The sequence below is a fragment of the Chelativorans salis genome (assembly GCF_025336525.1).
Classification (GTDB): domain Bacteria; phylum Pseudomonadota; class Alphaproteobacteria; order Rhizobiales; family Rhizobiaceae; genus Chelativorans; species Chelativorans salis.
In genome coordinates this window covers 771,873-796,336 of record NZ_JAOCZP010000001.1, presented here as the reverse complement: position 1 = coordinate 796,336, position 24,464 = coordinate 771,873, and the positions used below count along the sequence as shown (strand labels likewise).

The window sequence follows — 24,464 nt, the reverse complement described above, 5'->3', positions numbered from 1 at the left end:
ACCCCCTTCATCTTGCTTCCGGGCGCCCCGCATCACATGGTCCGCACTGCCTAGAACACACCGCCGATACCTATCCCGCCGCTGATGTCGGGAGGAGGGGGCGCAGGTGGGCGGACGGGTTCGGAATGCCCTCCGGTGCTCCGGCCGCCGGGCCGGCTGTTACGCGTCTCGCCGGCACCCGAGGCAACCTTCTCGGGCGCGGCCTTCCTGACGATGACGGGTTCCTTGCAGATGCGGCCGGAGCGCAGAAACAGGTCGCCAAGGAGTTCGACAGTCGGCTCGGTGCTCGAAACGGACTGGCCGGTGTTCCTGTAGAAGTCCGTTACCGCGCGAACCGAACCCTTGCCCCAGATGCCGTCCACGCCCATACGATAGCAGCCAAGGCGCCTCAACTCCGTCTGCACGCTGCGGGCAAGCTCTATTCTTTCTTTCTTGCTGTCATCCTCGGTGGCGGTCCTGCCAACGATGAGGGTCTCAATGCCGGACACCACGCTTTGGCGGGCACCTTCGAGTGTCTCGTGCGAAAGGCTGGCGATCTGGGTGCCGGCTAGGCCGGATGGCGCATCCTCGGGAATTTCCACCGATCGAAGCGTCTGCCCGACGATAAGGACCGCGGTCTGCAGGTCATTGGAGGCAAGCTCGACCTGCAGCTTTTCCTTGGCGATGGGGTCTGACAGGATGCGCGAAAGGCTGGCGCTGAGCTGCACCGGATCAAGCACCTGCTGCTCGGTGAAATAGAATTGCTCACGCAGGTTCGACTGGTCCCACGGGACCTGTCGGCCGAGCGTCAGCGCTTCCGTTCCGTTGCGCACACGGATCATCATGTCGGAGATGCTCAAGCCCGGAATCTCGATGTTCTTGAGGAGCGCAGCGGTGAAGGGGCTGTTCTCGCCGGCACCGTCTACCGTCACATTGCCCGGCTGTGTGGCAAAGGCGATGAAGGTATTCTCGCCTACCTCGACTTGCGCCAGACCGTCGCTCGCGCCCGCGCCGCTGCCGAGCGGATTGTTGCGGCAGGCGTCGAGGAAGATAAACGTCTGGCGAGCGCGGTTCGCAAAGCGCGCAATCAGCTCGTTGAGCCTGATGGCACCGGCCTTCAGTTTTTCCAGACTTTCGGGATCGGGCGTATCGACGGGGAGCAGATAGTTCTCGCCCTCAGACTGAATGCCGTGGCCGGCGTAGAAAATCAGAACAGCACTGGCACCGGGAAGCTTGCTCTCCGCCTCGTCGAAAAGCGCATTGAATTCCTCGACCGAAAGGTTGGTACCCGTCATAACGTCGAAATTCAGCCGTTCCAGGCTCTCGGCCAGCTTCGTCGCATCGTTGGTCGCGTTTGGCAGATGCTCAAGTCTTGCGCTCTGATAGTCGGAGTTGCCGATGACGATTGCGATGCGCGTTCGCGGCTGCGCGGCGTCTTCTTCCTCGACCGCCGCACGAGCGCCAGACGAGCCGAGCATGAAAAAGAGCAGCAACGCCGAAACATGAAGAAGGAACAGATGGGGCATGGCAGCTTGCTCGTCCCGCGCGGCAATCCTGAGGCCATCGATTTCTTCGGCGAAGCAGTGTCGCCCTCTGGGGAGACCCACCTCCGTAGCGCCGAAGATCGGGACAAATTCTACACCAAGATGGAAGCGCGGCATAGGGCGAGCTAACTTGGGCGCGGAAAGCATTTGCGGGATCCGCGAAAGTGTATCCCAACGAACACTATATGCACCCCACCTTTCTGTTCACCTGAGCGAAATGTGGCGCCTGATTGCAGCTGGTGGTATTTTGAAGCGCGGCCACACCCGAAGAGGTGACGAAAGGTTGGCGCGCAGGCCTCTGGCGGGAAGGGGACAGCGATGATCGGCAGGTCTTGGACACTTCGGCTGTATGGTGCGTCCGGGCTGGCGGTTGCCGCTGCATCATCTTTTTATTCATCAGGGGCCGAAGCCTGCGAGGCGAGTGAGAACACTGCGGGCGGGGTGGACATCGTCTGCGAGCCTGGCGATCCAGCGGCGGCGCCGTTTGCCACTCAGTATTTTTTTGGAGACCTTGAGTTTTACGACGGCAATGCGAGCGATACGCTGACCATGACGGGTGGCAGCATCAGCGAGGACGGCGCGGAAACTCCAGCCGTCGATGGTGACAACAACCTGTTGTCCAGCCCCGGCTTCATCCTGATGCTCGGCGGTGACGACACCGTTGTCATCTCCGGCGGCACGGTCGGTAATTCGGTGGACCTAATCCATATCGATCTCGGCGCCGGCGCCGACCGGTTCGAGATGCATGGCGGCGCCGTGTACGGCAGTGTCTATGGTGAGGACGCGGAGGATGCGCCGGGCGCCGACACCTTCATCATGAGCGGAGGCACGGTCACCGGATCGTTGTACGGCCTCGGCGGCGGCAACACGTTTACTGTCAGCGGGGGCACGATAGAGGGGTCCATATTTGCCGGAAGCCAGAACGACATAGTGACGATCTCCGGAACCGCAAATATCCACGGCAACGCCGAGACGGGGCCCGATGCCGTTGGCCTTGAGGATGGCGACGACGTTTTCGAGATGACCGCCGGCACACTGGGAGGAGCGGTGAGCGGCGGCGGCGGCGACGACACGCTCACGATCTCGGGCGGCGCGATCAGTTCCTATGTTGCCGGCAACGAGGGTTCGGACCGGATCGCCGTCTCCGGCGGCCAAATCGAGGGGGATGTACGCGGAAACGAGGGCGAAGACGAGGTCACGGTCTCGGGCGGCGCGATCGCAGGCGATGTGGAAGCCGAAACAGTTCGCCTCTACGGCGGCACCATTGGCGGTGACATCGTCGGCATCTCGGGCGACACACTGATCATCGACGATGCCGTCGTCCCGAACCCGCTCGACCTGCGCAATGATGTCCTTTTCAGTGGCACGAATTCAGTCGGCAGCATAACAGACACGGATCTTGCCGGAGGCGGAACAAAAACACAGGTCTTCACCGGCTTCGACAGCCTGGCGCTAGACAATTCCACGCTCGGCTTCGGCACGGGAACGATCGGTATCGGCAATCTGAGCCTGAGCAACGGTTCGACCCTCTTCGTCAACGGCGACACCGGACTCCTTGGAGATCTGACGCTGTCCAATTCGACCCTCGACATGATCGACGGGGTGGCGGGCGATGTTCTGACGCTCGGCGGGCTGGCGATCAGCGACAGTCAGATTGGCATCGACCTGAACCAGCAGACCTCGCTGGTGGACCGACTCGTCGCCGACACGTTGACGGCGACCGGTACGAACACCATCCTCGTCAATCTACTGGGCACGCCGGCATTCACCGGCCCGACGGACATCCCCATCATCCTTGCCGGCGGGCCGGTCGACGGCACGTTTCTCATTTCAGGCGTGCCAGGCACGACAGCTTCGCTCTTCACCTATGAGGTGATCGCCGGTCTCGACGGATTATTCATCCGCGTTACCCCGGCGCTCTTTGGCGTCGCCGCCGCCCCGCAGAACGCCATCGACGTCAGCACCGTCGATAATGTTTTGAGCACCCTCTACGGCATCAACAACGACGCGATTGCCGCGCTTCTTGGCCTCGGGCCTGCGGAAATGGTGGCGATCGCCCCCACATTCGGTGTCTTCGCCTCCGGCCAGTGGGCGCATGTCGAGCATGATGGCTTCACGATCAGCCACAACAGCCTGACGGGTCCGGGCCCAAGCTTCGATGCCAGCGACTTCTCCGCCGCAATCAGCCTCGACTTCAACGCGGCAAAGCATTTCGGCTTCGACGACCGCTATGGGCTCAATCTCGGACTGTTCGGCGGCTATGCGTCGACCGATGTCGGCTTGGGTGCCTTCCAGGGGTTCGACCGCATTGGCGACGCCGACAATGGAAGCGTCATGTTCGGCGGCTACGGGCTCTTCCGCCAGGGTTTCAATTATGCGCTCGTGTCGGCTACCGCCTTTTTGGGGGAGACGGATATAACGAACGGTGTCCTGAACACCACGGGCAGTTACGATACCAAAGGTTTCGCGGTGACGGGGTCTGTCGGCCGCATTTTCACCCTGAGCGAGCGCGTGCGCTTCGACCTGCGGGGCGGACTTCTGGGCGTCACCTTCAGGGGAGATGACTATATTGACAGCGGCGGCAACCGTTTTGGAGAAAGCCGGATATCGTTCGGGGCGGTTAAGTTCGAGCCCGGCATCTACGCCGACTATAAGCTCAAAAACGGCATGGTAATCAGCCCCTATGCGCGTGCGAACCTACAGCAAAGGTTCGGCTATCGCAACACCTCCGTTCTGGATGGCCGCGAGATCGCCTTCGACGATGCGGACTTTTCGGCCGCGCTGTCGGCCGGCTTCAACCTGCGGGTCTCGCAGCGGACGACCGTCAGCAGCGAGGTCCGCGGCAAGTTCTCGGCAGACTCCTCCACCCTGGGCGGCAAGATCGGTCTCAAGATGGCTTTCTGACCCTCCGCCATGCTCGGCGGCAGAATGGGCAAGGCTATTTCTGCTTGACGGCCTTGGCGTAGGCTTCTGCGAAATAGGCGAGGAAGACGTCAAGCATGCCGTTTTCGTGGGCGTCCTCCCGGGCTTTCCAGGTCGCGACGAAGGCATCCCAAGCGCGAGCCTTTCGCGATGCGAAGACGGCGGCGGGCACTTTCCGTTCTATGGCCTCTGGCGAAAGGTCTTCGAGGAGCCGGAACAGCGCCTGCTGCATAGCGGCATAGGTGGCATATTCATGCGTCTCCAGGTCGTTGAACGCCTCCTCTACGCTACGCTTGGCGTCGAGATATCCGGTTCTGTTGCGTGTGAACATGATCTCCAGGATGTCTTCGGATCCCGGAACGGATTTCAGGGGATTGTTGTCGGCCGGCCCCACCATTGTCTGGTGGCCGCTCCTCGTGAGCACCTTCGCGGAGGCACGCGCCTTCAGCATCACAGCGAGCTCATCGATCGTGTTGCGCAGGATCGCCCCGATCTCGGCGGCAACTTCGCGCTGATCGCGCATTGTGAATATCTCGGGCCGCACGCCCGCTGCTACGGCAATGTGCAGGAAGACATCGGCAGTGTCGTGGTGGCCGGAGGCGTTCGGCGTCAACGGGGCCGCCCCTTCAATGCCGCTTTCCTCGGGTGGCGGATGTGTCGTCGGCCGGCTGTTGCCCGGAAACCTTCGCTGGCTTGCCTGACCGCCGAAGAAGGGGTCCGACGGGCGTGCGGGACTCCCGGATTGGGACCATCGGGCCCCCTCGCCGGGTGCCAGTACACGCTCGCGCCGGCCTTCGGAGAGGGACACAGAGATGATGTAGGGGCCGATCCTCACCCGATCTCCGTCGGCGAGGCGATGCGGGGTCTCCAGACGCCGGCTGGATCCGTTGATGAAGGTTCCGTTGCGGGAGACATCATGAAGCCAGAATGCACTGTTTTCGAAGCGGACTTCGCAGTGCCGGCCGGAGATGAACCTGTTCGGATCAGGTAAGCGCCAGTCGCGGCTCTCGCGGCCGATCTCGAAACTGCGCTCCTGCGCCTGAAAGCTGAGCGGACCGCCGCCGGGCAGCCGGTCGACATTGTCGATCCTCAGACTGATATGCATCAGAAATCGCCCGCCACGTTCGTTTCCTGCCGCCGTTTCCGCCTTATTCTAGCACAGTTCGAAAAGCCAGCAGGATGCGCGGGAATATGCTTCGCACGCTTGCGGCGGCCCAGGCGGCTCTTCTTTGTGGGTTCGAAGACATGTGCTAAGCTCGAAACTAAGATCGGCCGCGTTCTTGGAGGGGGCACGACGCCATGTCCAACGATCGTGTCACAGCCGTCCAGACGCCGCTCGGCCCGGACGCGCTGACCTTCACGCATCTCCTCGGGCGCGACGAGATCAGCCGCTGTTTCGCCTATACGGTCGGCTTCGTCAGCAAGGACCAGGAGATTGATCCGCTGGATATGCTCGGCGGGGCGGTATCGGTCGAGGCGGAAGCGGGCGAGCCCAAGCGCTGGTTCAGCGGACTGGTGTCGGAATTCCGGCTGACCAGGATCGAGGATCGTCTGGCCCATTACGAGGCGGTCGTCCGGCCGTGGCTGTGGTTCCTCGGCACGACGACGGACTGCCGCATTTTCCAGAACATGAGCACGGTCGAGATCGTCGAGAAGATCTTCTCGAAATACGGCTCGGCGAAATTCGAGAAGCGGCTGCAGGCTTCCTACGACCCGCACGAATACTGCGTGCAGTACGACGAAACCGACCTCGATTTCGTGCAGCGCCTGCTCGAGCATGAGGGCATCATGTATTTCTTCGAGCATGGCGACGGGGAGCACAAAATGATCCTCGCCGACGCCATGAGCAAGCTAAAGCCGGCGCCGGGCTGCGAGACGGTGCCGTACCATTTCGAAGGCCAGGCGATGCGGCGCGACGTGGAATACATCACGGAGTGGATTCCCGGCAGTTCCGTCAGGCCGGGCGCTTACGCCCACACCGACTACGACTTCAAGAAGCCGCGCACGGACCTGATGACCAAGTCCGCCCAGCCCTTCAGCCACGAGTTGGCAGAGGGTGAGAATTACCGGCAGCCCGGCGCGCATCTGGAAATCGGCCGCGGTGATACAATCGCATCAATCCGGCGCGAGGAACTCCAGGCCGCACATCAGCGCATCGCGGCCGCCGGCACGGTGCGTGGGCTCTTTCCCGGATGCACCTTCGAGCTCGAGGACTTCCCGCGCAAGGACCAGAACCAGGAGTACCTGGTCATCAGCGCCGAGTACAAGCTGTTCGACCCCGAGTACCGCAGCGGCGCCGAACCGGAAGATGAGAATTTCGGCGTAGTGCTGGAGCTGGCGCCGACCTCCGTGCCGTATCGCCCGCCGCGCATCACCTCGCGTCCCGTCATGCGCGGGCCGCAGACAGCGACCGTCGTCGGCCCCTCGGGCGAAGAGATATTCACCGACGAATACGCCCGTGTGAAGGTGCAGTTCCACTGGGATCGCGAAGGCAGGAAGGACCAGAATAGCTCCTGCTTCGTGCGCGTATCGCAGACCTGGGCCGGCAGCGGCTGGGGTTTCATACAGATCCCCCGCATCGGCCAGGAGGTGATTATCGACTTCATCGAGGGCGATCCGGACCGGCCGATCATCACCGGCCGGGTCTATAACGCCGCCCAGATGCCACCCTACGAGCTGCCGGGAAATGCAACGCAGTCGGGGCTGAAAACCAATTCCTCGCTCGGTGGCGGAGGCTGGAATGAGCTGCGATTTGAGGACAAGGCGGGCTCCGAGGAGGTCTATTTCCAGGCCCAGAAAGACCACAACCTTCTGATCAAGAACGATCGCAGCAAGCTCGTCCAGCACGACCAGTCGGACCGCATCGACAACAATGCCAAGCACTCCGTGGGCGTCAATCTCGACGAGGACGTTGGCAACAACAAGACCACGAAGGTGGGCGTGGATCGCACCGTCGAGATCGGCTCGAACGATACCGAGACGGTGGGCATCAACCGCTCGCTGACGGTGGGCGCGGATGAGACCATCGGCATCGGCGCGAACTCGACCGAGACCATCGGCTCCAACCACACACAGACCGTGGGTGCTGTCCAGACGATCAAGGTTGGCGCGGCCCGCGTGGATGCGGTTGGGGCGGCCGAAACCCGCAACGTCGCGGCAGCACAGACGAACACGATCGGTGCCGACCGGTCGATGACGGTGGGCATCAACCAGAGCCACAGCATCGGCTCATCCGACAGCTGGCGGATCGGCTCGAACCAGAGTGTGGAGATCGGCGGGGACCAGAGCTTCAAGGTTGGTGGCGGCCAGACGAGCGAGATCGGCAAGGGCCGTAGCGCCAAGGTCGCCGAAGACGATGCGACGGAGGTCGGCGGGGCTCGCGCGCTCAAGATCGGCAAGGGAAGCCTGGTGGAGGTCGGCGAGGACGGTGCGATCAAGGTCGGCAAGGACCTCCTGATCGAAGCCGGCGATTCCATCGTCATCAAATGCGGCTCGGCGGCGATCGCGATGAAGAAGGACGGCACCATCTCGATCGAAGGCAAGGACATTACGATCAAGGGATCGGGCAAGATCAACGTGAAGGCTTCGAGCGACATCACAATGAAGGGCTCGAAGATCAACCAGAACTGAGGGCACGGCGATGGCGAAGGTGCGCGAGCGGATCGAGGGCGTGGTGATCGGCGTGCTGATGGGCTTCGACGGAGCCAAGCCGCTGGTCGTCTTTGCGGGTAATCCGAAGGAGACCGCGCTGCCGGCGCGCAGCCTGGTCGAGCTTTCGCCGGAGGCGCTGGGTGCCGAGGTGGCGCTCCTCTTCGAAGGAGGGAACCCCGCAAAGCCGCTGATCGTCGGGCGCATCGTAGCACCGGCCCGCAAGGCGCCGGGCATCACGCCGGAGGTGATCCGCGACGGCGAGCGCGTGACGATCACAGGTCAGGAGCGCGTCGAGCTGCGCTGCGGAAAGGCCAGGATCATCCTGGAAAAGGACGGCCGCATCACAATTCGCGGCACCTATGTCACCAGCCACGCCAGCGCCGCCAACCGCATCCGAGGCGGCTCGGTGAACCTCAACTGATGCCGCGCGCGCCGGTGCTTCCGGAGATTGTCCGTCAGCACGCCGAAATGGCGGCCTTCCTGTGGACCGTCTACGACCACCACCTGCTCAACCCGGACGAGAACCCGGAGATGGACGAGGAGCGCCTCGCCCGGCTGGTCGAGCGGCTGGAAGCGCATCTCGACGGCTTGCGCGTCGCCGGCGAAGAGGGGCGGCGGATCGCGCAGGAGCGTTATGAGGAATTTCCAGAGGCAGGTGAGCTGTTCGTCGTGCGGATGTTGATGGACGGGGCGCCTACAAGCGTTGCGCAACTCAATCTTGAAAAGGTGAGGGAGTACCTCGCCGCCGCGCTGCATTAACGCACGGCGCCGGGGCACCAAAGCCGCTGTAGCTTTTCGATGGTGCCCGTAGGTATAGCGACGCGCCAACATCTCGCGCAACGGGCAGCGAACGGTGGGCGGCGTGCGCCGGGACGTCTCTACGTGAAGGACGCTGCGGTCCAGCCGGTACCGTTAAAGCGGGCGAGCTGATCTCCGCCGCAGGTCCAGAGGTAGCGTTTCGTCCCTCGCATCGCATAGCCGCGCGCCTGCGGCTTGAACGGGATGAGGGTGTTGCCCACAAGCTTGAAAATCCCGCCGGAAAGCGAACCGAAGTAGATGTCGCCGGCGTATTCCGCAATGCTGTAGAAACTTTCCGGCGGCGCATCGATCATCTGGTAGCTATCGCCATCGATCATGAGGCACGCACCGCTGAGGCCGCAGAAATAGGCGACGTCGCGGCTCTTGGCGAAGGCGCCCCTAAGGTCCGGGTTGGTGGGGATGTCGATGCGCTGCCAGGGGCCGCCGGTCCAGCGCGCGATGAAGCCGCCGTCGCCGGCACAGATAAGAGAATCCTCCGCCACGCCGCCGATCGCGTGCACGTATCCGGAAAGACCGTCGCTCATGTCAATCCAGGAGACCCCATTGAAGCGGAAACACGTCCCCGCTTCGCCGACGACATAGACGGCGCGGTCGTGTAGTCCCCAAATTTTAAAGAGACGCTCGCTCGTCACACGCTGCTCGACGAAGGTCCCAGGCAGATCGTGGAAACAGCGACCGAGGATCTCGCAGAGGAAATGGGCGCCGGACTGTGACTTCCACATGTTGGAGATCCAGATGTCTTCGCTGAAGATGAGCGCGGGATTGGATTCTAGTGTCGTGTATTCGAAAATGTTGCTTTTGAAGCTTTCGCGATCCTCGTCCGTGGACACCACGAGGACACTGGCCTGTCCGTCGTCGGACTGACCCACCGAAACGCATTCCCTGCTAATGCCGTTCGCCACCGATCAATCTCCTATAGCGGGCTAGCCGGGACGGGCGTGGCGTCGCTGATCTTCTCGCCGCCCGGCACTCGGCACCTAGTCTGCTTGAGGTCATCTCCCTTCTTGCCGGATGCCTCTTCAAGGTAGGCATAGACCACGGCCTCCAGGCATTCCATCGCCCATTCGCTCTTCTCGTCATTCTTGATGGCGGGGTGGTTTTCTCTGACGTTCTGCATTTCGTTGTCTACCGCCTGCTTGACCGTCGGACGGGTCGTGCCGCAGCTTTGCGCGAACTTGAGTTGCGCTGAGGTCTTGCGGCCGTGCGGTGTATCGGCGCCGGCGTGGCCCGGTCCCTCCATGCAGATGCATGGAGCAGTGTTTTTGGAGTAGTTGGCAAAGTCGGGAATTGAATGGGAGGCGCCGCCGCGCTTGTTTTGAAAAAACGCGTTCTGGACCATGTGCTCGGACTGGTCGGGAGACTTGCAGGGGCTGTCCTGGTGTTTGTGGAGTTGAAGGCCACAGTCGATCAGCACCTGTGCACAGGTCGTATTGCCGATGTTCATGCCCAGAACATGTGCCCAGGGTGGTGTGTTACCGACGGGCGAGGCATGGTTGTTAGTGGCAAGATCCGACATGCGGATCACTGGTTCGCCGTCGAATTTCACATTGTTGGACCAGGAGTTGAAGTACTCCTTGCCAGTGTTCTTGGAGGTTACGGCGCCCTTCTTGGCGGCGCAGCCCGCCTCGGTTCCGGAAGTTTTCGAGAGGTCGGACTTGTTCTTGATGTTGACAATCTTGCCGCCGATGAAGACGGTGCCGGTGCCGCTTTCGGTGTCGCCCGCCATTCCGAAGCTCGGGTAGGGGACCGGGACGCCAGGCGGCGTGGCGGGGTTCTCGGGCGGCGTGAAGCAGGTATCGGGGAAGGCGGCGATCGTTTTCCCGTCCGTTGCCTTGCCAGAGACTCCAAGGCCGTTGGCGAAGACGTTGGACATCACGCCGCCCTTGCCGCGAGCACGGCGGCGCCGCATGCGCCGGAGTCGTTGGAAGCTTCTATGAGCACGGGGTTGCCGGCGGCATAGCCTTTCCTAGCAGCCATCCAGGCCATGCCGGCCATCAGCGGAACGCAGGCCGCGCCGATGTTGCCGAGCGACTCGGCGGGCGACCACAGATCCTGGAATTCGTGTCGCCCACGCAGCAGCCGGAGGCTCGCCAGCGCGGTCTGCTTGAACCAGTATTGCTCGCCGACGAGATCGGATATCCGGTAGCCGAGCCTGTTCATCTCGATGCCGGTTTCGTCGAGCGCCGTGCGATAGGCGGTGGTCATGCCGTCGCCGCGCAAGGGCAGGTCGTGGGTATTGTAGATGTGGGCGGCCTCGCGGGCGAGGCCCAGGCCGTGGAGCCGCAAGCTGCCCGTGCCGGTGCGAGCGCACAGCACCGCGGCGGCCGCCTCCCCGGGGATGAAGCCGTTCGGGTTGACAGGTGTCAATAGTCGTTGACTGCTGAGATAGTGCGAGACCGAAGCGCTGGTCAGGTAGCTGTCGACGCCCGCGACCATGACGAAGGGCGCGTCGCCGGCGGCAAGCGCCCTGCGGGCGCTGTCGAATGCAGCGTGGCCCGATGGGCGGCCGTGCGCGACGATGCGTGAGGCCGGGTGAACCTCGATCTCGACAATCCCCGCGATCTGGCGAAGCAGAGCGCCTCCGTCGGCATAGGGCCGGCCCGGCCGGTCTTCTTCAGCAAGACAAAGAAGGATCGGCGTCTGGCCGCGCGCTTCCGGCACGGCATCAAAGGCCTCGCAGATCGCGGCGGCGGCCATGTGGGCCATGCGCTTCTCGCCGATCCAGTTGCGCGGCAGGGGCACCGGTGCGCCGTTGAGCCACTCTCCGCCCGAACCGACGAACCGCGTTTCCTGGAAGCCGTCGAGCCTGGCCCGCATCGCCGCGCACGCCGACGGCGCGTCGAGCCCTACGGCCGTCACCATGCCCACTGACACGATGTCGAGGCTGGGCTTCATGCGGCCTCGGCCTCCTCGTCATCGGGCGGCGGCGGGAGGTCGAAACCTCGAACGTAGCGCTTGCCAGCCGCCCGTGCCCTAAGCATCCCCCGTGTGGGATGGCCGATCCAGCATTCGGAAAAGTCGAGGATGGTGCGCTGGATGCGCTGCTGCACCCGCCATACGAGCGAGAAGCGCCGGTTCTCGGGCTCGAAGAGCAAGGTGTCGGGCAGCAGCTCACCTTTGAACGCCTCTGCCGTGCCCTTGAAAAGCGTGATCGGCAGCTTCGTGTCGGGCAGCCTGAAGCTGACGCGTCCTTCCGGCGTGAGGCTGAGGAGCACCACCTCTTCGCCGCCGCGTGGGTGGTCGATCTGCTGGTCGATTGGCGCCATCTGGAAATAGCGCTCGTCGAAGTCGGGCGGCAGGAACGGAAAGACGTTGTCGATCCATGTCTGGTCGTAGGTGCCGCCATATTCGATCCGGCCGGGCCACCCGCGCCCGCACGGGCCAAAGCTCATTGGCCTGTAATCGCCAAATGGCGAGCGCACCTCCTCGCCCACGGCCTGGGTGTTTGGCAGTCGCAGGCCGGGAATGAAGCGCTGGTTGCGCGTGCGTGCCCAGCCGGTTCCGACCGGATTTGCCGCGTAGCTGGCGGGCAGCGTGTCCTGCGGGTCAAGGCGGTCGGTGCCGCCCCAGGCGGTGTCATAGGAGAAAGGCTGGCGCAGGAATGGCTGCGGCGCGGTAGCTGTGAAGACCGGCCCCACCGCGCGCCATTCGCGCGTGCCCAGCACTTCGAACACTTTCGACCACCCGCCGACTTTGATGCCGACCGTCACCCGTTCGGCGGGCCGCCCACCTGGCGAGTAGGCGCATCCATTGGCGATCACGTCGCAACGCGGCTTGCGGAAGGCGAAGTCGCTCTCCCAAAGCGTGGCTGAAAAGCCGGGCTCGCCCGTATGCATGTCGGCCATGACGAGCGGCACCTGGTCAGCGGACTTCTTGACCAGTCCGCCTGGCGTTTCTGGAAAGTCGAATGTACCCTTGATGACGACCACGATATACTCGTGGGCGGCCTTATCCATGCCCATGGTGAATTCGTGCGGAAAGCTCGTCTGGTTCCACACCTGCATCAGCACGGCTCCCAACTCGGTGCCAACAGCGCTTGCAGAGCGGCGCGGGGCGCTTCCGGTGCGACGGCGAAGAGGGCTGAAGGGTCGTTCCAGAATACCGTTCCCTCCAAAGGCTCTCCTTCGACGGCGAATGCCGGGAAGGGCATGTCGGCAAGTTCTGCTTCGAGCGTATCGGCGTCGAATTCGCCCTTCCGGGCCGCCTGTGCTGTCGCGGCGAGTTTGGAGAACCAATGCGCGCCTGTTTCGGCCAGACATGGTGTTGCCAGAATGAGCGGCTGAGCCAGCGTAAGCGGAAACCGGCGACGCGCCCGGTCGGCGCTCGGCACCACAACCCCGGCCGCGGGTCCGTGGAAGCGGGCGCCTAGCATGAAACAAACTGCCGTACCCTCCGGCCAGACGCCGGAAGCGAGCAGCGGCATGAGGTGGAGCGCCACCCATCGATCCCAGTTGCGGACGAAATCGGGCGGAAGACGCCGGCTCACAAAGTCGCCCGCTGTCGGAAGCTTGCCGTAGAACCCCGGCGCGATCAGATCTGGGGCGGGCACGTGAACCTCTTGAACATCTCAAGGTTGTAGGGGTTTTCGACACTTGCCGCGCGGAGCTCGAAATCTGCGTAGAAGCCCTTGGTGCCGAGCCTAAGCTTGTAGACCTCGGGCAGCGGCGTGCTGGTGAACTGGCCGCTCCGCAGGAGCCGCAGCCACGCCCAGCTTCCCGTCTCCGTCAGCACGACCTCGGGCGAGCCGTCGATCGGCTGGAAGGCCAGCGTGATGACGCCGGTGCCGTCAGTGCCCGGCCAGGTCATCGGCTGCGGGCGCGTGGCGTTGTTGAAGTAGACGAGGCTCTGCCCGTCCAGATTGAGGGTCACGCGGGTCACGCTCGGCGACAGGTCCTTGGGCTCGAGCGTAAAGCTCATCACCGGGCCCTGGCCGCCGGGAAACAGATCGTCGCGAATCTGCCGCGCTTGTTCGAAGGCGGCGAGTGCAGAGGAGTCGAGACCGAAGTCCGCCCGCCATTTCCACGGCTTGCTGGTCGTGTCGACATAAGTGATGAGATGGTCGTTGATGAAGCCGTCAATCAGGCCGCCCGGCCCGAACAGGCGCTGGAAATCCCGCACATTGACGTCGATCGCGCTGTCCGGCGTGAAGGGATAGCGATTGCTCAGCGCAGCCTCGCAGAAGGGCAGGATCTCGGCGCGCCATATGGCGTTGAGCTCGGAAGTGACGGCTTTTTCCGTCAGTCCGCTGGTGTCGCCGGCGAGCCCGCTGAGCCAATCGTCAATGGGGTCGGGCAGGATCTGCGCCTGCCTCGCCACGGCGCCGGTCAGTTCGGCAAGCCCGCCCTGCTTCTTGATGGCGTCCTGGGGGTCGGGGCTGGCGGTGACGGTCTGCAGCACGTTGGAAAGCGCGGTGAGCGCGACGACGGCCCCGTCGAGTGCCGGAGGCTGGCCGTCCACCTCGGCGACCACGCTCTTTATGGGCTTGAAGTGCTCGGCAACAAGAGCGCCGGTGAGATCCACCTCCTCGGCGGAGCCCGCGCGCGGGAGGAGCTTGACGCCCTTCTTTGCCAGCTTGCCGATCTTGCCAAGCTTTCCCAGCACCTTGGACGCCCCCTTGGAGGCGGCCTTGTTGTCCGAGGCGGGTTCTTCCTCGTCAGAGCGGGTGAGCTCGGTCTCTCGCACGACAGCGGTGACGAGGCGCTTCAGTGCCGAATCGGCGCTCGACAGGTCCTTCAGGTTTTCGCTGGCGGTATTGAGGTCGGTGAGCGGCGCTAGCCGCACGTCGCGCAGGAAGCTGTCCCACTGCGCGATGAAGTCCTCATAATAAAGCTTGAGGATATCCTCCGACAGGGCGGAGACCGAGATCTCAGCGTTTTCCGAGCAACCGCCGGCGAAAACGGCACGGTCGAGTGCCGCCTGTGCAGCGACGTCTTCGAGCCGGTCGAGGATGGCGCCATGGAAGCCGTCATAGGTGAAGGCGCCGGGGATGCCGGTTCGCAGCGTCTTGCCGGAGCGCCTCGCCAGAACCTTCGCACCGTTGGGCCCCGCGAAATTTGCAGGGATCCATTCGGGAAGCTCCGCAACGGCCTGGTCGGCCAGGAGGGCGTTGTAGGCGCGCACCGGCAGCGAGATCGTGCACACGCTCTTCAGCGCCTCGGCGACGAGCGCCTGGTCGGGCGCTGTGTAGCTTTCGTCGATGGCCATGCGGTCGATCGCGACGAGCTGGTGTTCTTCCGCATCCGGTGTGGGGAAGAGGGCAACGGGTGCGTATTCCGGCAGCACATTTACCCACCAGTACTGCGCGAACTCCGGGTCCATCTGCGACAGGCCCGTCATCATGCGGTAGGTCTTGAGCGCACCAAGCATGAAATCGGGATCCCGAAGCTGCCGCCACATCGTGGTTTCCAGCACGGCCACCATGCGCGGCTCGAGGATATTGCGCAGGGCATGATCATAGGCATCGTCCTGGGCCCGCAGAAGTTCTGCGGACGCGGACGGGCCGATGAAATCCTGCACGCCGCCGGGCGGTGCGGTCCGCGCGCCCGTCACCTCGTCCATGGCGGCGAGTGCGACGTCGAGGTCGGGCGCTTCGGCCGACACGGGTGTCGCGGCGGCCGCCGTCAGTGGTGTTTGTAGCGCTTCGAACTGGGCGGCCTGCGAATCGATCGCGCCGCGATTGTCGTAAAAGGCGAAGGCGAAGACGAGGCCGGCGAGGGCCGCCGCAGCGGCCGAACCTGCCGCAGCACCTCGCCAGACCCAGAGGCGGCGGCGCTCGGCGGCCGGATCGAACGTGCCGAGTCCCGCCTCTCTGAAGATGACCTCGGTGAGCAGGTTCTTGAGAAAGAAGCTGCGTTTCTCGATGCGCGGTGCGGGCATTGTCCGGGGCGGCGGCAGGCCGAAGGAGGAGGAGAGCGCGGCCGTCAGCCGGTCGATGGGCGCGCCTTCCTGTGTGGCGGAGGTGAGATAGACTCCGCGCAGCCATGGGCTTTCCTCGTAGCGGCTTTCACCGAATATGGTGTCGACCAGAAGTTGGATCTGTTCTGACAGGCTTTCGAGCTGGGCGGGGAACCTGAAGATTTCCGCACGCATCGAAAGCTGGTCCTCGTTTTCCAGGCGCGGCACGAGCCGGCGTTCGAGTTCGCTTGCAAGAGTGGAGATTTCGTGCGCGACCATGTTGCCGTCAACGCGCGAGTCGAGCGCGAAGGTGGCCCCCCAAACCTGTTCGCGCTCTGTCGTGGAGAGGCCGTCGAAGAAGGCTTCGAACCCCTTGATGAGGTCGGCTTTGGTGAGCATCAGGTAGACGGGCAGGCGGATTTCCAGCCGCTCATTGAGCTCGGCAAGCCGCCTCCTGATCTTGCGACCGTGCATTCTGATCGCTTCTCCGCCCTCCGACAACGTGTCGATGGAAAGTGCAACGATCACGCCATTGAGCGCGCGGTGGCCACGATGCTTCTTCAGGAGGTCGAGGAAACCCTGCCACTCGACCGCGTCGACCTCGGGCTGGCTTTCCTGCTGTACGTAGCGGCCGGCGGTATCGATCAGAACTGCGTTCTCGGTGAAGAACCAGTCGCAGTTGCGCGTGCCGCCGATGCCCTGAAGGTCATCGGTGAGGTCGATGGGAAAGTTGAGCCCGGATTGGCGCAATGCAGTCGTCTTGCCGGTAGCGGGCGGGCCGACAATCACATACCACGGCATCTCGCGCAGAAACTTCCGACCGCCCAGCTTGCGTCGCTTCAGCTCGGCCATCACCTCGTCGAATTTGGCGCCGACGGCGGCCACACTCTCATCGCCGGCGCTCGGCGGCTTCTCCGGCGCCTGAGGTGCGATCTCGGCGACGAACATGCGGTTGGCGCGGATTGCCCGCCGCTGCGCGGCGATCAGCCAGACAAGCCAGAAGATGACGAGAAGTGCGATCAGGACGATGCGCACCGTCTCCGATGCAAAGGGCGCACTCTCGCCGATCCTGACGATGGGAGCGAACACCCAGATGATCAGGGAAATGAGCGCGAGGCCGATCAGTGTCCACAGCCAGCGGGAGGTAAGAACCGACCATAGAAAGCGCAGAATGAACATCCTACAGCCTCTTTTCGACCAGGATCTCGACACGCCGGTTCAAGGCTCGGCCTTCGCGCGTGCCGTTATCGGCCACAGGGTCGGTCGCGGCCCGTCCCTCCGCGCTCACGCGCTCCTGCGGCACGCCATTCCTCACCAGAATTCCGGCGATCGTCTCGGCGCGAGCCTCGGATAGGCGCTGGTTCGTCAAAAGCGGGTTGCTGCGCTGCAGCGGGACACTGTCGGTGTGGCCCACGACCGTTATGTTGCCTATGAGTTCCTGGTTCTCGCGGATCACCGCGGCGATGGAGACGATGAGGGGCTCGAAACTTCCGGTCAGTTCGGCGCGGGAAGACTGGAAGACTTCCGGGTCCGAGGCCTGGACGACCAGCTTGGCCAGTGAAATGCTTTCGGTGCCCTTGAGCGCGCGGCGCAGATCGCTCGGGGCGGCCGCCTCGAATTCCGGTAGGAGCGCTATCTCCACCGTTTCAGGCGGCGGCGCCTCGACAGTGGGCGCGGCGCGGACGATCTCCACGCGTCCGGGCGGCGGCAGGGCGCGGACGAGAGCGGACAGCTCCACCGCCCGGCTGCTCAGCCCCATGGAGAGCCCGACATAGATTGCCGTCGCGGCAACCGCAGCCAAGGCCGCCATGACCCAGATGGGCACGGTGAAGCGCGCAGGCTCGTCAGCCGCCACGACGCCCTTCCAGTTGGGCGAGAGTGGAGAGCCTTCCGCGTCAGGGTCACGCAGGAAGCGGGCAGCGGCCACGCGCACGGCATTGAGCGACCGGTCGCCGGCACGGCCGGGCACCCGGTATTTGCCGCGGAAGCCGAGCGCCAGGCAGTAATACTGCAGCTCCAGCAGTTCTCGATCGCGGTTGGGATGGCGCTCGAGCTCTTCCAGCCTGGCAAAGAACTGCGCCCCCGCATCGACGTCGCCATGCAGCATGACCACGAGTGGCTGGCGCGGCCATGCGCTGGCGCCGCCCCACGGCGTGTTGAGCGCCAGATCGTCGAGGAGCGCAGCCACGAGCCAGGCCGCGCGGTCGGCCCTGTCGAGCGAGGAGCCGGCCGAGACGGCGGCATCGCGCGCGCGCACGATCTCATCGAGGAGCCGCGTGCGTAAGGCTTCGGGGTTCTCTGGCGCCAAAGGGCTCTCGAGCTCCGGCGCGAACTCAAGCAGGGGGGCGAAAGCATTGATGAGCCCATTCGGGTGCGAGCGCAGCCGCTTGAGTGCAGCGCCTGCGGGCGGGGGGGCAGAAGGGCGCGGGGTCGGCGGCGTGCCGACCAGGCGTATACGGGTACGCTCACGATCCTCAGACAGTCCGAAGGGATCGTCCCGGCTCATGGTGTCACCTGTTCACCGAATAGCAGTCGATCTGCGGCTCGCTCGGCAGGACGCCAGAGACCCCGATGACGAAGCCAGGCGCCTCGAGCAACGAGGCCCAGTGTTCGCTGCGCTGGTCGAGCTCTAGGCACAACCGGTCGCCGTCGTAGGGAATTTCCCGCGGCTGCGAGTGCAATGGTTTCAGTGGGATGCCGGGCAGGCGCGACTTCCACAGTGCCTCGAATTCGCCGGCCGCGCCCACTGTCGCCTGATTGACGAAGATCTTGCGCAGCGCATCCTCGGAAAGTTCGGAGCCGACACGGATGACAATCCGGCTGGCCGTCAATAGCTTGGGATTATCGATGCGCACCTTCCAGACATTGGTCGCGTGCTTCATCACTGGCAATGCCCGCGACTTCGGCTCCACGTAGCGCAGGCTGAGGATGAGCGAGCGCAGCGTATCGGCAAGCGCGGCATAGGCCGGCCCCGGCGCCACGTGGTCGTAGGGCGGTAGCTCACCCAGCCGCCGCGCGCTCGAGCCATAAGTCGCCATGGAACCGGCGAGACCCGATAGTTCGAGAAAAAGCTCCGCCGGATGAAAGACATCCTGTGTCAGCATGTGTGCCAGCCGCGGGCGCGCCGTATTGGCGAGCTCAAGCATCAGGAGGTCCTCGACACTGCGCCCTGGCCCGCCCAGCACCATCTTGCCATGCGCCTCGGCGATCTGGTCGAGGCCGGTGAGGACCTCCTGCAGTAGCTGGGCGTACCAAGACACCGCACCCGTCACCAGGGCGGGCGGCAGGAAACGCTCTTCCAGAGCGACGCCGCCATCGGCTTTGAGGCCCTTTATCTCGGTCACCGGAAGTGCCGTGTAGCCGCCGACCGACTTGCCGGGGGAAAGCAGCAAGGCCTGCGGCCGCGCCACTTCGATCTCTTCGGAATCGGCGCCGCCCTGCACGGCATCCCGCACCGTCACGATCTGCCCGCGATAGCGCGCGCCGGATGGCTCGGCATGGGCAGGGTCGAAGCCGACGCCGCCCGGCGGCTCGAGCGGCAGCGCGATCAGCACCGGGCCGGCGCCCGTCTCCGCGGTAACCGCGAGCGGGCGCGGCGCATCCATCGTCTCCGGGATGGCGAAGGGTGTGCCGTCGGGGAAGATGCCGCGCGCCGATTGCACAGCGATCTGGCCGGCCTCCAGCAATGCCGGATCAAGCGATAGTGCGCGGAAGCCGAACGTCTGCAGCCGACCGGCCTGCAACGTCCCGCGCACCATCGTTTCGATAAAGCGATCCTGCTGCTGAAAGTGCTGTGTCCTCAGGAAGAGACCTTCAGACCAGAGCACTCTGTTTGCGTCGCTCATACTGGCACTCTCTGGCTCATGCGCGTGCTACGGACATCCCGCTGCCGCCGATCGTGACGTTGACGCTGAACTGTGAGCCCGGCGAGACGGGAACCGTGGACCGCCACGTGCGCCCGCCCGGCTCGCGAAGCAGCGCCACGAAGCCCAGCGCCGTCGCTTCCGGTTCCACCGTGATGGTCTTGGAGGCGCTGCCACCGGGCCCGACAGGGATCTGATCCGTGCCGAGAAGATCGCCGCCGAGCGTTCCCGCGGGATCGCTCTGAAGAGCAAAATAGTCCGCCGAGTTGAATATGCCGGTGCTCTTGAGCCGCATGACGAGCACCGTCACGGGCCTGCCGCCACCGTCCGGCCCCGGGTTCATCCCGGCCTGGCCGATCAGGTTCACCGTCACCGCGGACGGCTTCGGCGGGCCGCTCTGGCAGGCGGAAAGGAAGCTCGTCGCACCAAGGGCGAGAAGGAAATTGCGCCGGTCGATCATGCAGTCACTCCTCTTCATACGCATCTCGAAAATCGGCGCCGATCTCACCCATGAAGCGCTGCTCCGCGCTCGTGGCGATCTCACGGTGGCGCTTCTGGTAAAGCTCCCAGAGCTTGGCGCCGCGCCCGCCGGCGAGAATGGTCTCGATGGCCGAGCTCGATTTCAGCTCCGCCTCGATCGCCGCCGGGTCGAAGCGGTCGATCATGCGCCGCAGCGCCCCCTGCAGGCCGCGCCATGCGCGTATGTGATGCTGGGCGAGATCGTGCACGGCGTCGGCGATCGCGGCTTCTGCCGGAAGGAACCCGGGGCTGCGCTCAGCGAGCATCGTCGCCAGCGCGTCATCGACCGTGGGAAGGAACTTGAGCGGATTGACCTCGGAGGCGCCCACCACAGTCTGTGCGACACGGGCACTGCCCTTCTCCTCCGCACGCTTGCGCAGGAGCTGCATCATCCCTTCCATCATGATGCGGTATTGGCGTCCGAACCTTTCCATTTCGGCAACCGGATCGGCGGATGGATAATCGGCCTCGTCAACGCCAAGTCCGCGCAGGAAAGCTGCGCGGAGCGCCGGTTCTGCCGCGCCTCTGACAGGTGCGTGTACGGCTGCTTGGCGAGGTGCCGTAAGATGCGGGGCAGGGCGCTTGCGAGGAAGATCGGCAGGCGGGTCCCACGGGACCCGCGAGGAATGCTCTTCGGTGACGCTTCCTCGCCGCCCTCCGGTCGCTTCGCTGCTTGAAAAGGCATCTGTGCCGAAGGCGAAGTCGTTGCCTTCTTCGCGGGACCTTTGCCGCGGTGACTCATGCCTTACCTTCGCGGGAGTTTCTGCCCAGGGGGCTGCTTCGGGCGCTTCGTCGCTTTCGGACCTCGGCGTTGCCACCGGATCGAGGCTGAAGGGATCATCAAAGGCCGGCGAGAGAGAGCGATCCGCCCTGCGCTCGAAGGCACGGAAGGCGCCCGGTTCCGGCTGTTCGAACGGGTTCGGCAGGTCCGCCGGTCGCGGGCGCTGCGGCTCCTCTTCGCTCCTTACCGAGAAGAAGTCGTCGCTGCCGAGGCTGACGGGCGTTCCCGAGGGTGCCCGCCGGGGAAGGCTGTCATGGTCCGCCGGCTGCTCACCTGTCGGAATATCAAGCTCCACACAGACAACGTAGTCACCCAGTCTGAGCCGCATTCCGTTCCTGAGCGGCACCGTGTTGCCGGAGCCCAACGGGCTGGCTGCTTCGTCGATGAAGAGGCCGCTGGAGGAAAGATCGGTGACGGAATAGCCGCTCTCGCCGGCGGTGATGCGGCAGTGGGTGCGCGACACGAACATGTCGGGGTCTTCAATCTGCCAGTCCGCCTCGGGACTACGGCCGATCACCAGTTCACCCTGGTCCAGCCGCGTCTGCCGCACAGCCTGGGCGTGCGGTCCTTGCTCGAGCGTGAGACGCAGGCTCATGCTGCCACCTCCGCCGCTTCCGGCCGCCATCCGACGGCCGCCCGCATGCGCATATCTTCGGCATCGCCCCAGCCTTGCGGCCGCGCAAGCCATGCCGTGCGCCCAAGCTGTGCTGCACCGAGCTTCGCGCGCGGCACCTGGCTTGAGGCGAGCACCAGCCTGACATCCACATCGAACTGCTGGTCGACCAGGTCGCGCACGGCCCGCTTCAGCACCACGAGCCGTGCGCCTCCAGGAAGGAACGCCTCGAACTCGTCCCTGCTCAGCGGTCCGATACGCAGTTCTATACGGCTCTGGCGGCTGAATATACGCGGTCCGATCGTGGCACCTCGGCCAAGGGTGGCGTGATCCCTCCCGAGCCGCGTCTGCAGCGCCTTCGGTATGGTAAGCCAGGTAGCGACGAACTCCTGCAGCCGCACCGGCACGCTGAAGGCTTCCGAGAGAAACAGTGTGAGCCGCTCGGGCCCCTCGATCTGGCTGACAAGCGAGGCAGCCTGGCCGAGCTTCACCGTGTCGATTTCAGGATTTTCGCTGTTCTCGGTTCCCGGCAGTCCTATGCCGGCCATGGCCTTCAGCATGGCGCGGACCCGATCCCCCTCGGAGCGCTCTACCTGTACCGCCGGCGTGGCATCCGCCCAGGCGCGATAGAAAAGGGCGATCATGCGGTGCTGAAGAATGTTTATGAAGTCGAGGAAGGTCGTGTCGCTGGTCTGCCGCGCCTCGGCGCCCGCGAACCAGCGTTGAGACAAGCGGTCCAGCACCCACCGCGTCAGATGCAGCGGCATGGGACCTTCCGGCCCCAGAAGTCCGAGATTGGCGACTGTGATTCTGGCCGGCGCGTCGCCCGACGCCGGGCGGAATTCGACCACGTCCTGCGTTGCAAAGCCGAGCCGCACGTGCTGGCCAAGCCGGGCGGGCTCTCGGTCGGGACGGCCGGCATGGCCGAAGATACCGCCGCCGTTTTCAAGCCGGCGCAAAAGCTCGAAGAAGTCGAACGCCGTGTGCGGCAGATCGCTCTTCTCTAGATCAGGAAGCGGTTGCCGGGCGTCATCGGCCATGACACGTCCTCCTGCTTCTGAAGAAGCCTCGTACGCGTGCGCACGAAGCCGTTTATGCCCGCGTGGCGGGCGAAGAGCCGGGCAAGCAGGGCTGAAAGCAGTAATGCGCTCTGCCCTGCAAGGACCGACTGATCGACATGGAGCGTGACCTCCGTGCCCCTGCCGAAGCACATCGGGCCGTCGATCGGCAGCCTTTCGACGACGGGACGGGAGGCGATACGCACGATAGAGCGCGCATGGCGGGCAAGCTCGGGATCCCCCCGGTCGGCATAGAGATCGAGCAGTACGTGCAGAGGATCCGCGCCGCGTCCCTCCTCGGCGAGGCTCAGGAAACTCAGCGAGAGCTGTGCCACGAGCCGCCAGGCGAGATCGTCGGCCCGCGATTCACCGCCCGCGCCGGAGGGCAGCGTGGCGGGGATCGCCGGTTGCGGCGCGCGCAGCGCCCCCAAAAGCCGGACGGCCTCCACCGGATCGCCGCTTTCCAACGTCAGGGTCGGTGTGTCGTCAAGGATCGGCAGGTCGCGGTTGGTGCAGAGCGCTGAGACCTCGATGCGCCTGAGAGGTCGGCTCGCCTGCCGCCCGGCCGGACGGGAGATCGCGATGAAGACGTCGTCGCCCGTATAGGACGTCCGCGTAATGCCCTCCCGCCGCTCGTCCTCCGTCGCGCGGCGGGGTCTGCGCTCGACCGAATAGACCCAGCCGCTGCCGCGGTTCTGGCCCAGGCTGAACAGCGCCGGTATCTCGGCCTCGGGGCCCTCCATGTCGGCGTCCTCGACATGAGTGACCCGGAATATCTCGAAATCGAGCGGCCGCGTGCGGTCGGCATGCAGCACCTGCCGCGTGCGTCTGGCGTCAAGCTCGATGGCATTACACTCGCGCTCGAAGAGATTGACGATCGGGGTGGCGAAGAGCTCGAAGTCGGCAGGCTTGAGATCAGCCAGATCCGGCGCCGGCCTCCTGAAGAAGAAGATTATCTCCAGCCCCGCAGCGCAGGTCTTAACGACCGGATGAAGCCCGGCAACGCGCACGAAATGGAAGCGTTCGGGCATGATGAAGTATTCGCGCAGCAGGCGATAGCCCTCGAAGGTGGCTCGCGTACGCGGCATCAGCGCTTCGGCATCGCTTATGCCGATCATCTCAGGTGGGGGTAAAGCAGTCGTCGGACTGTCCTTGCCCTCGGCGCGCGCGCCTACGCTGGAGCAGATGCCGAAGATGGCGTCGAACAGAAGCGGTGCGCTGGTGCGGCCGGCGAGGTGTAGACTGAGGCTATCCAGAGCGAGATCGCAGAGCTTGCCCTTGCCGACGCGGGCAAGGGTCAGGCGAAGGGCGGCTTCGCCGCTTTTCCCCGCCGGGGGATTTATGCCGCCCGCCGAAATCGCGCTGCGGTCCTGGAAATAGGTGACGGATGCGACCTTCAACGGCCAGAGCGTAACGTCCTGCGCGGTGGTGAAGATGCAACGTGTGGACAGGCCCGGGCGCAGGCTGGAGACCAGCCGCGTGTTGCGGGCGACGACATGGCCGGCATCCATCGTCTGCACCTGCTGGCCTGGCTTCAGCACCGCCATTGCCGTTGCGGGCGCTGGCGTGACAAGGTCCGGATAAAGAACCTCCAGGATACTGCGGGAAAACCGCGAGCGCTCCGCGTCCACCTTGAGGCGCGTGCGTGCGGCAAGGTATGCCACGCCGTCGAGCAGGCGCTCGACATAGGGGTCGGGGCAAGGTGTGGTATCCAGCGACAGGTTGCGCGCCACCGCCGGGTGCATCTGCGCAAACTCTGCCGCGAGCGTGCGGATGTGGGTCAGTTCCTCCTCGTAATATTCCAGGAAGACCCGATCCATT

The 24,464-nt window shown here is 64.4% G+C and carries 18 protein-coding genes; 4 read left to right on the top strand and 14 right to left on the bottom strand.

Annotated elements, in window-relative coordinates:
- Positions 1-50 precede the first annotated feature (50 nt).
- Positions 51-1,505 carry a caspase family protein gene (locus tag N5A92_RS03820; RefSeq protein ID WP_260900519.1) on the bottom strand — a complete coding sequence of 485 codons (1,455 nt, stop codon included), beginning with the start codon at positions 1,503-1,505 and terminating at the stop codon, positions 51-53.
- Between the two features lie 336 nt (positions 1,506-1,841).
- Between N5A92_RS03820 and N5A92_RS03815 the strand changes: the two genes are divergently transcribed.
- On the top strand, positions 1,842-4,427 hold the full coding sequence (locus tag N5A92_RS03815) for an autotransporter (protein WP_260900518.1): 2,586 nt from the start codon (positions 1,842-1,844) through the stop codon (positions 4,425-4,427).
- A 34-nt stretch (positions 4,428-4,461) separates the two neighbouring features.
- Here N5A92_RS03815 and tagH (N5A92_RS03810) read toward each other — a convergent pair whose 3' ends face one another.
- A complete protein-coding gene (gene tagH, locus N5A92_RS03810; protein ID WP_260900517.1) occupies positions 4,462-5,550 on the bottom strand; it encodes a type VI secretion system-associated FHA domain protein TagH in 1,089 nt (362 codons plus the stop codon).
- 194 nt (positions 5,551-5,744) lie between these two features.
- On the opposite strand from tagH (N5A92_RS03810), the gene N5A92_RS03805 reads away from it, so the two are divergent.
- From N5A92_RS03805 to N5A92_RS03795, 3 genes are read left to right on the top strand one after another with little or no spacing between them, the layout of a single operon-like run.
- Positions 5,745-8,075, top strand: coding sequence for a type VI secretion system Vgr family protein (locus N5A92_RS03805; protein WP_260900516.1), 2,331 nt, complete (start codon positions 5,745-5,747; stop codon positions 8,073-8,075).
- Positions 8,076-8,085: 10 nt separating this feature from the next.
- Positions 8,086-8,517, top strand: a complete 432-nt coding sequence (locus N5A92_RS03800) for a DUF6484 domain-containing protein (RefSeq protein WP_260900514.1) — start codon at positions 8,086-8,088, stop codon at positions 8,515-8,517.
- Positions 8,517-8,855, top strand: a complete 339-nt coding sequence (locus N5A92_RS03795; RefSeq protein WP_260900513.1) for a hypothetical protein — start codon at positions 8,517-8,519, stop codon at positions 8,853-8,855. The genes N5A92_RS03800 and N5A92_RS03795 overlap by 1 nt, the downstream gene beginning before the upstream one ends.
- A 119-nt stretch (positions 8,856-8,974) precedes the next feature.
- Here N5A92_RS03795 and N5A92_RS03790 read toward each other — a convergent pair whose 3' ends face one another.
- Genes N5A92_RS03790 through tssF form a run of 12 tightly spaced genes read right to left on the bottom strand, consistent with a single transcriptional unit; the run spans position 8,975 to position 24,463 of the window.
- Positions 8,975-9,817, bottom strand: a complete 843-nt coding sequence (locus tag N5A92_RS03790; protein ID WP_260900512.1) for a hypothetical protein — start codon at positions 9,815-9,817, stop codon at positions 8,975-8,977.
- An 11-nt stretch (positions 9,818-9,828) separates the two neighbouring features.
- Positions 9,829-10,788: a DUF4150 domain-containing protein gene (locus tag N5A92_RS03785; protein ID WP_260900511.1), complete on the bottom strand. Its 960-nt coding sequence runs from the start codon at positions 10,786-10,788 to the stop codon at positions 9,829-9,831.
- A complete protein-coding gene (locus tag N5A92_RS03780; RefSeq protein WP_260900510.1) occupies positions 10,788-11,810 on the bottom strand; it encodes a beta-ketoacyl synthase N-terminal-like domain-containing protein in 1,023 nt (340 codons plus the stop codon). The genes N5A92_RS03785 and N5A92_RS03780 overlap by 1 nt, the downstream gene beginning before the upstream one ends.
- Entirely contained in the window at positions 11,807-12,919 is a 1,113-nt protein-coding gene (locus N5A92_RS03775) for a DUF2169 family type VI secretion system accessory protein (protein WP_260900509.1), read from the bottom strand. Before N5A92_RS03775 ends, N5A92_RS03780 begins: the two co-directional genes overlap by 4 nt.
- Complete coding sequence (tagF, locus tag N5A92_RS03770; RefSeq protein ID WP_260900508.1) at positions 12,919-13,464, bottom strand: type VI secretion system-associated protein TagF; 546 nt, start codon at positions 13,462-13,464, stop codon at positions 12,919-12,921. The genes N5A92_RS03775 and tagF overlap by 1 nt, the downstream gene beginning before the upstream one ends.
- The gene (gene tssM, locus N5A92_RS03765) at positions 13,446-16,988 is read right to left on the bottom strand and encodes a type VI secretion system membrane subunit TssM (protein ID WP_260900507.1); all 3,543 of its coding nucleotides are present in this window, start codon (positions 16,986-16,988) and stop codon (positions 13,446-13,448) included. Before tssM ends, tagF begins: the two co-directional genes overlap by 19 nt.
- A 1-nt stretch (position 16,989) precedes the next feature.
- The gene (icmH, locus tag N5A92_RS03760; RefSeq protein WP_260900505.1) at positions 16,990-18,315 is read right to left on the bottom strand and encodes a type IVB secretion system protein IcmH/DotU; all 1,326 of its coding nucleotides are present in this window, start codon (positions 18,313-18,315) and stop codon (positions 16,990-16,992) included.
- Between the two features lie 4 nt (positions 18,316-18,319).
- Entirely contained in the window at positions 18,320-19,654 is a 1,335-nt protein-coding gene (gene tssK / locus N5A92_RS03755; RefSeq protein WP_260900503.1) for a type VI secretion system baseplate subunit TssK, read from the bottom strand.
- A 16-nt stretch (positions 19,655-19,670) separates the two neighbouring features.
- The gene (gene tssJ, locus N5A92_RS03750) at positions 19,671-20,132 is read right to left on the bottom strand and encodes a type VI secretion system lipoprotein TssJ (protein WP_260900502.1); all 462 of its coding nucleotides are present in this window, start codon (positions 20,130-20,132) and stop codon (positions 19,671-19,673) included.
- Positions 20,133-20,136: 4 nt separating this feature from the next.
- Positions 20,137-21,567 carry a type VI secretion system-associated FHA domain protein TagH gene (tagH, locus tag N5A92_RS03745; protein ID WP_260900501.1) on the bottom strand — a complete coding sequence of 477 codons (1,431 nt, stop codon included), beginning with the start codon at positions 21,565-21,567 and terminating at the stop codon, positions 20,137-20,139.
- Positions 21,564-22,625: a type VI secretion system baseplate subunit TssG gene (gene tssG / locus N5A92_RS03740; RefSeq protein ID WP_260900500.1), complete on the bottom strand. Its 1,062-nt coding sequence runs from the start codon at positions 22,623-22,625 to the stop codon at positions 21,564-21,566. The genes tagH (N5A92_RS03745) and tssG overlap by 4 nt, the downstream gene beginning before the upstream one ends.
- Positions 22,589-24,463 (bottom strand): type VI secretion system baseplate subunit TssF, encoded by a 1,875-nt coding sequence (gene tssF / locus N5A92_RS03735; RefSeq protein WP_260900499.1) that lies wholly within the window; start codon positions 24,461-24,463, stop codon positions 22,589-22,591. Before tssF ends, tssG begins: the two co-directional genes overlap by 37 nt.
- Between the last annotated feature and the right edge of the window lies 1 nt (position 24,464).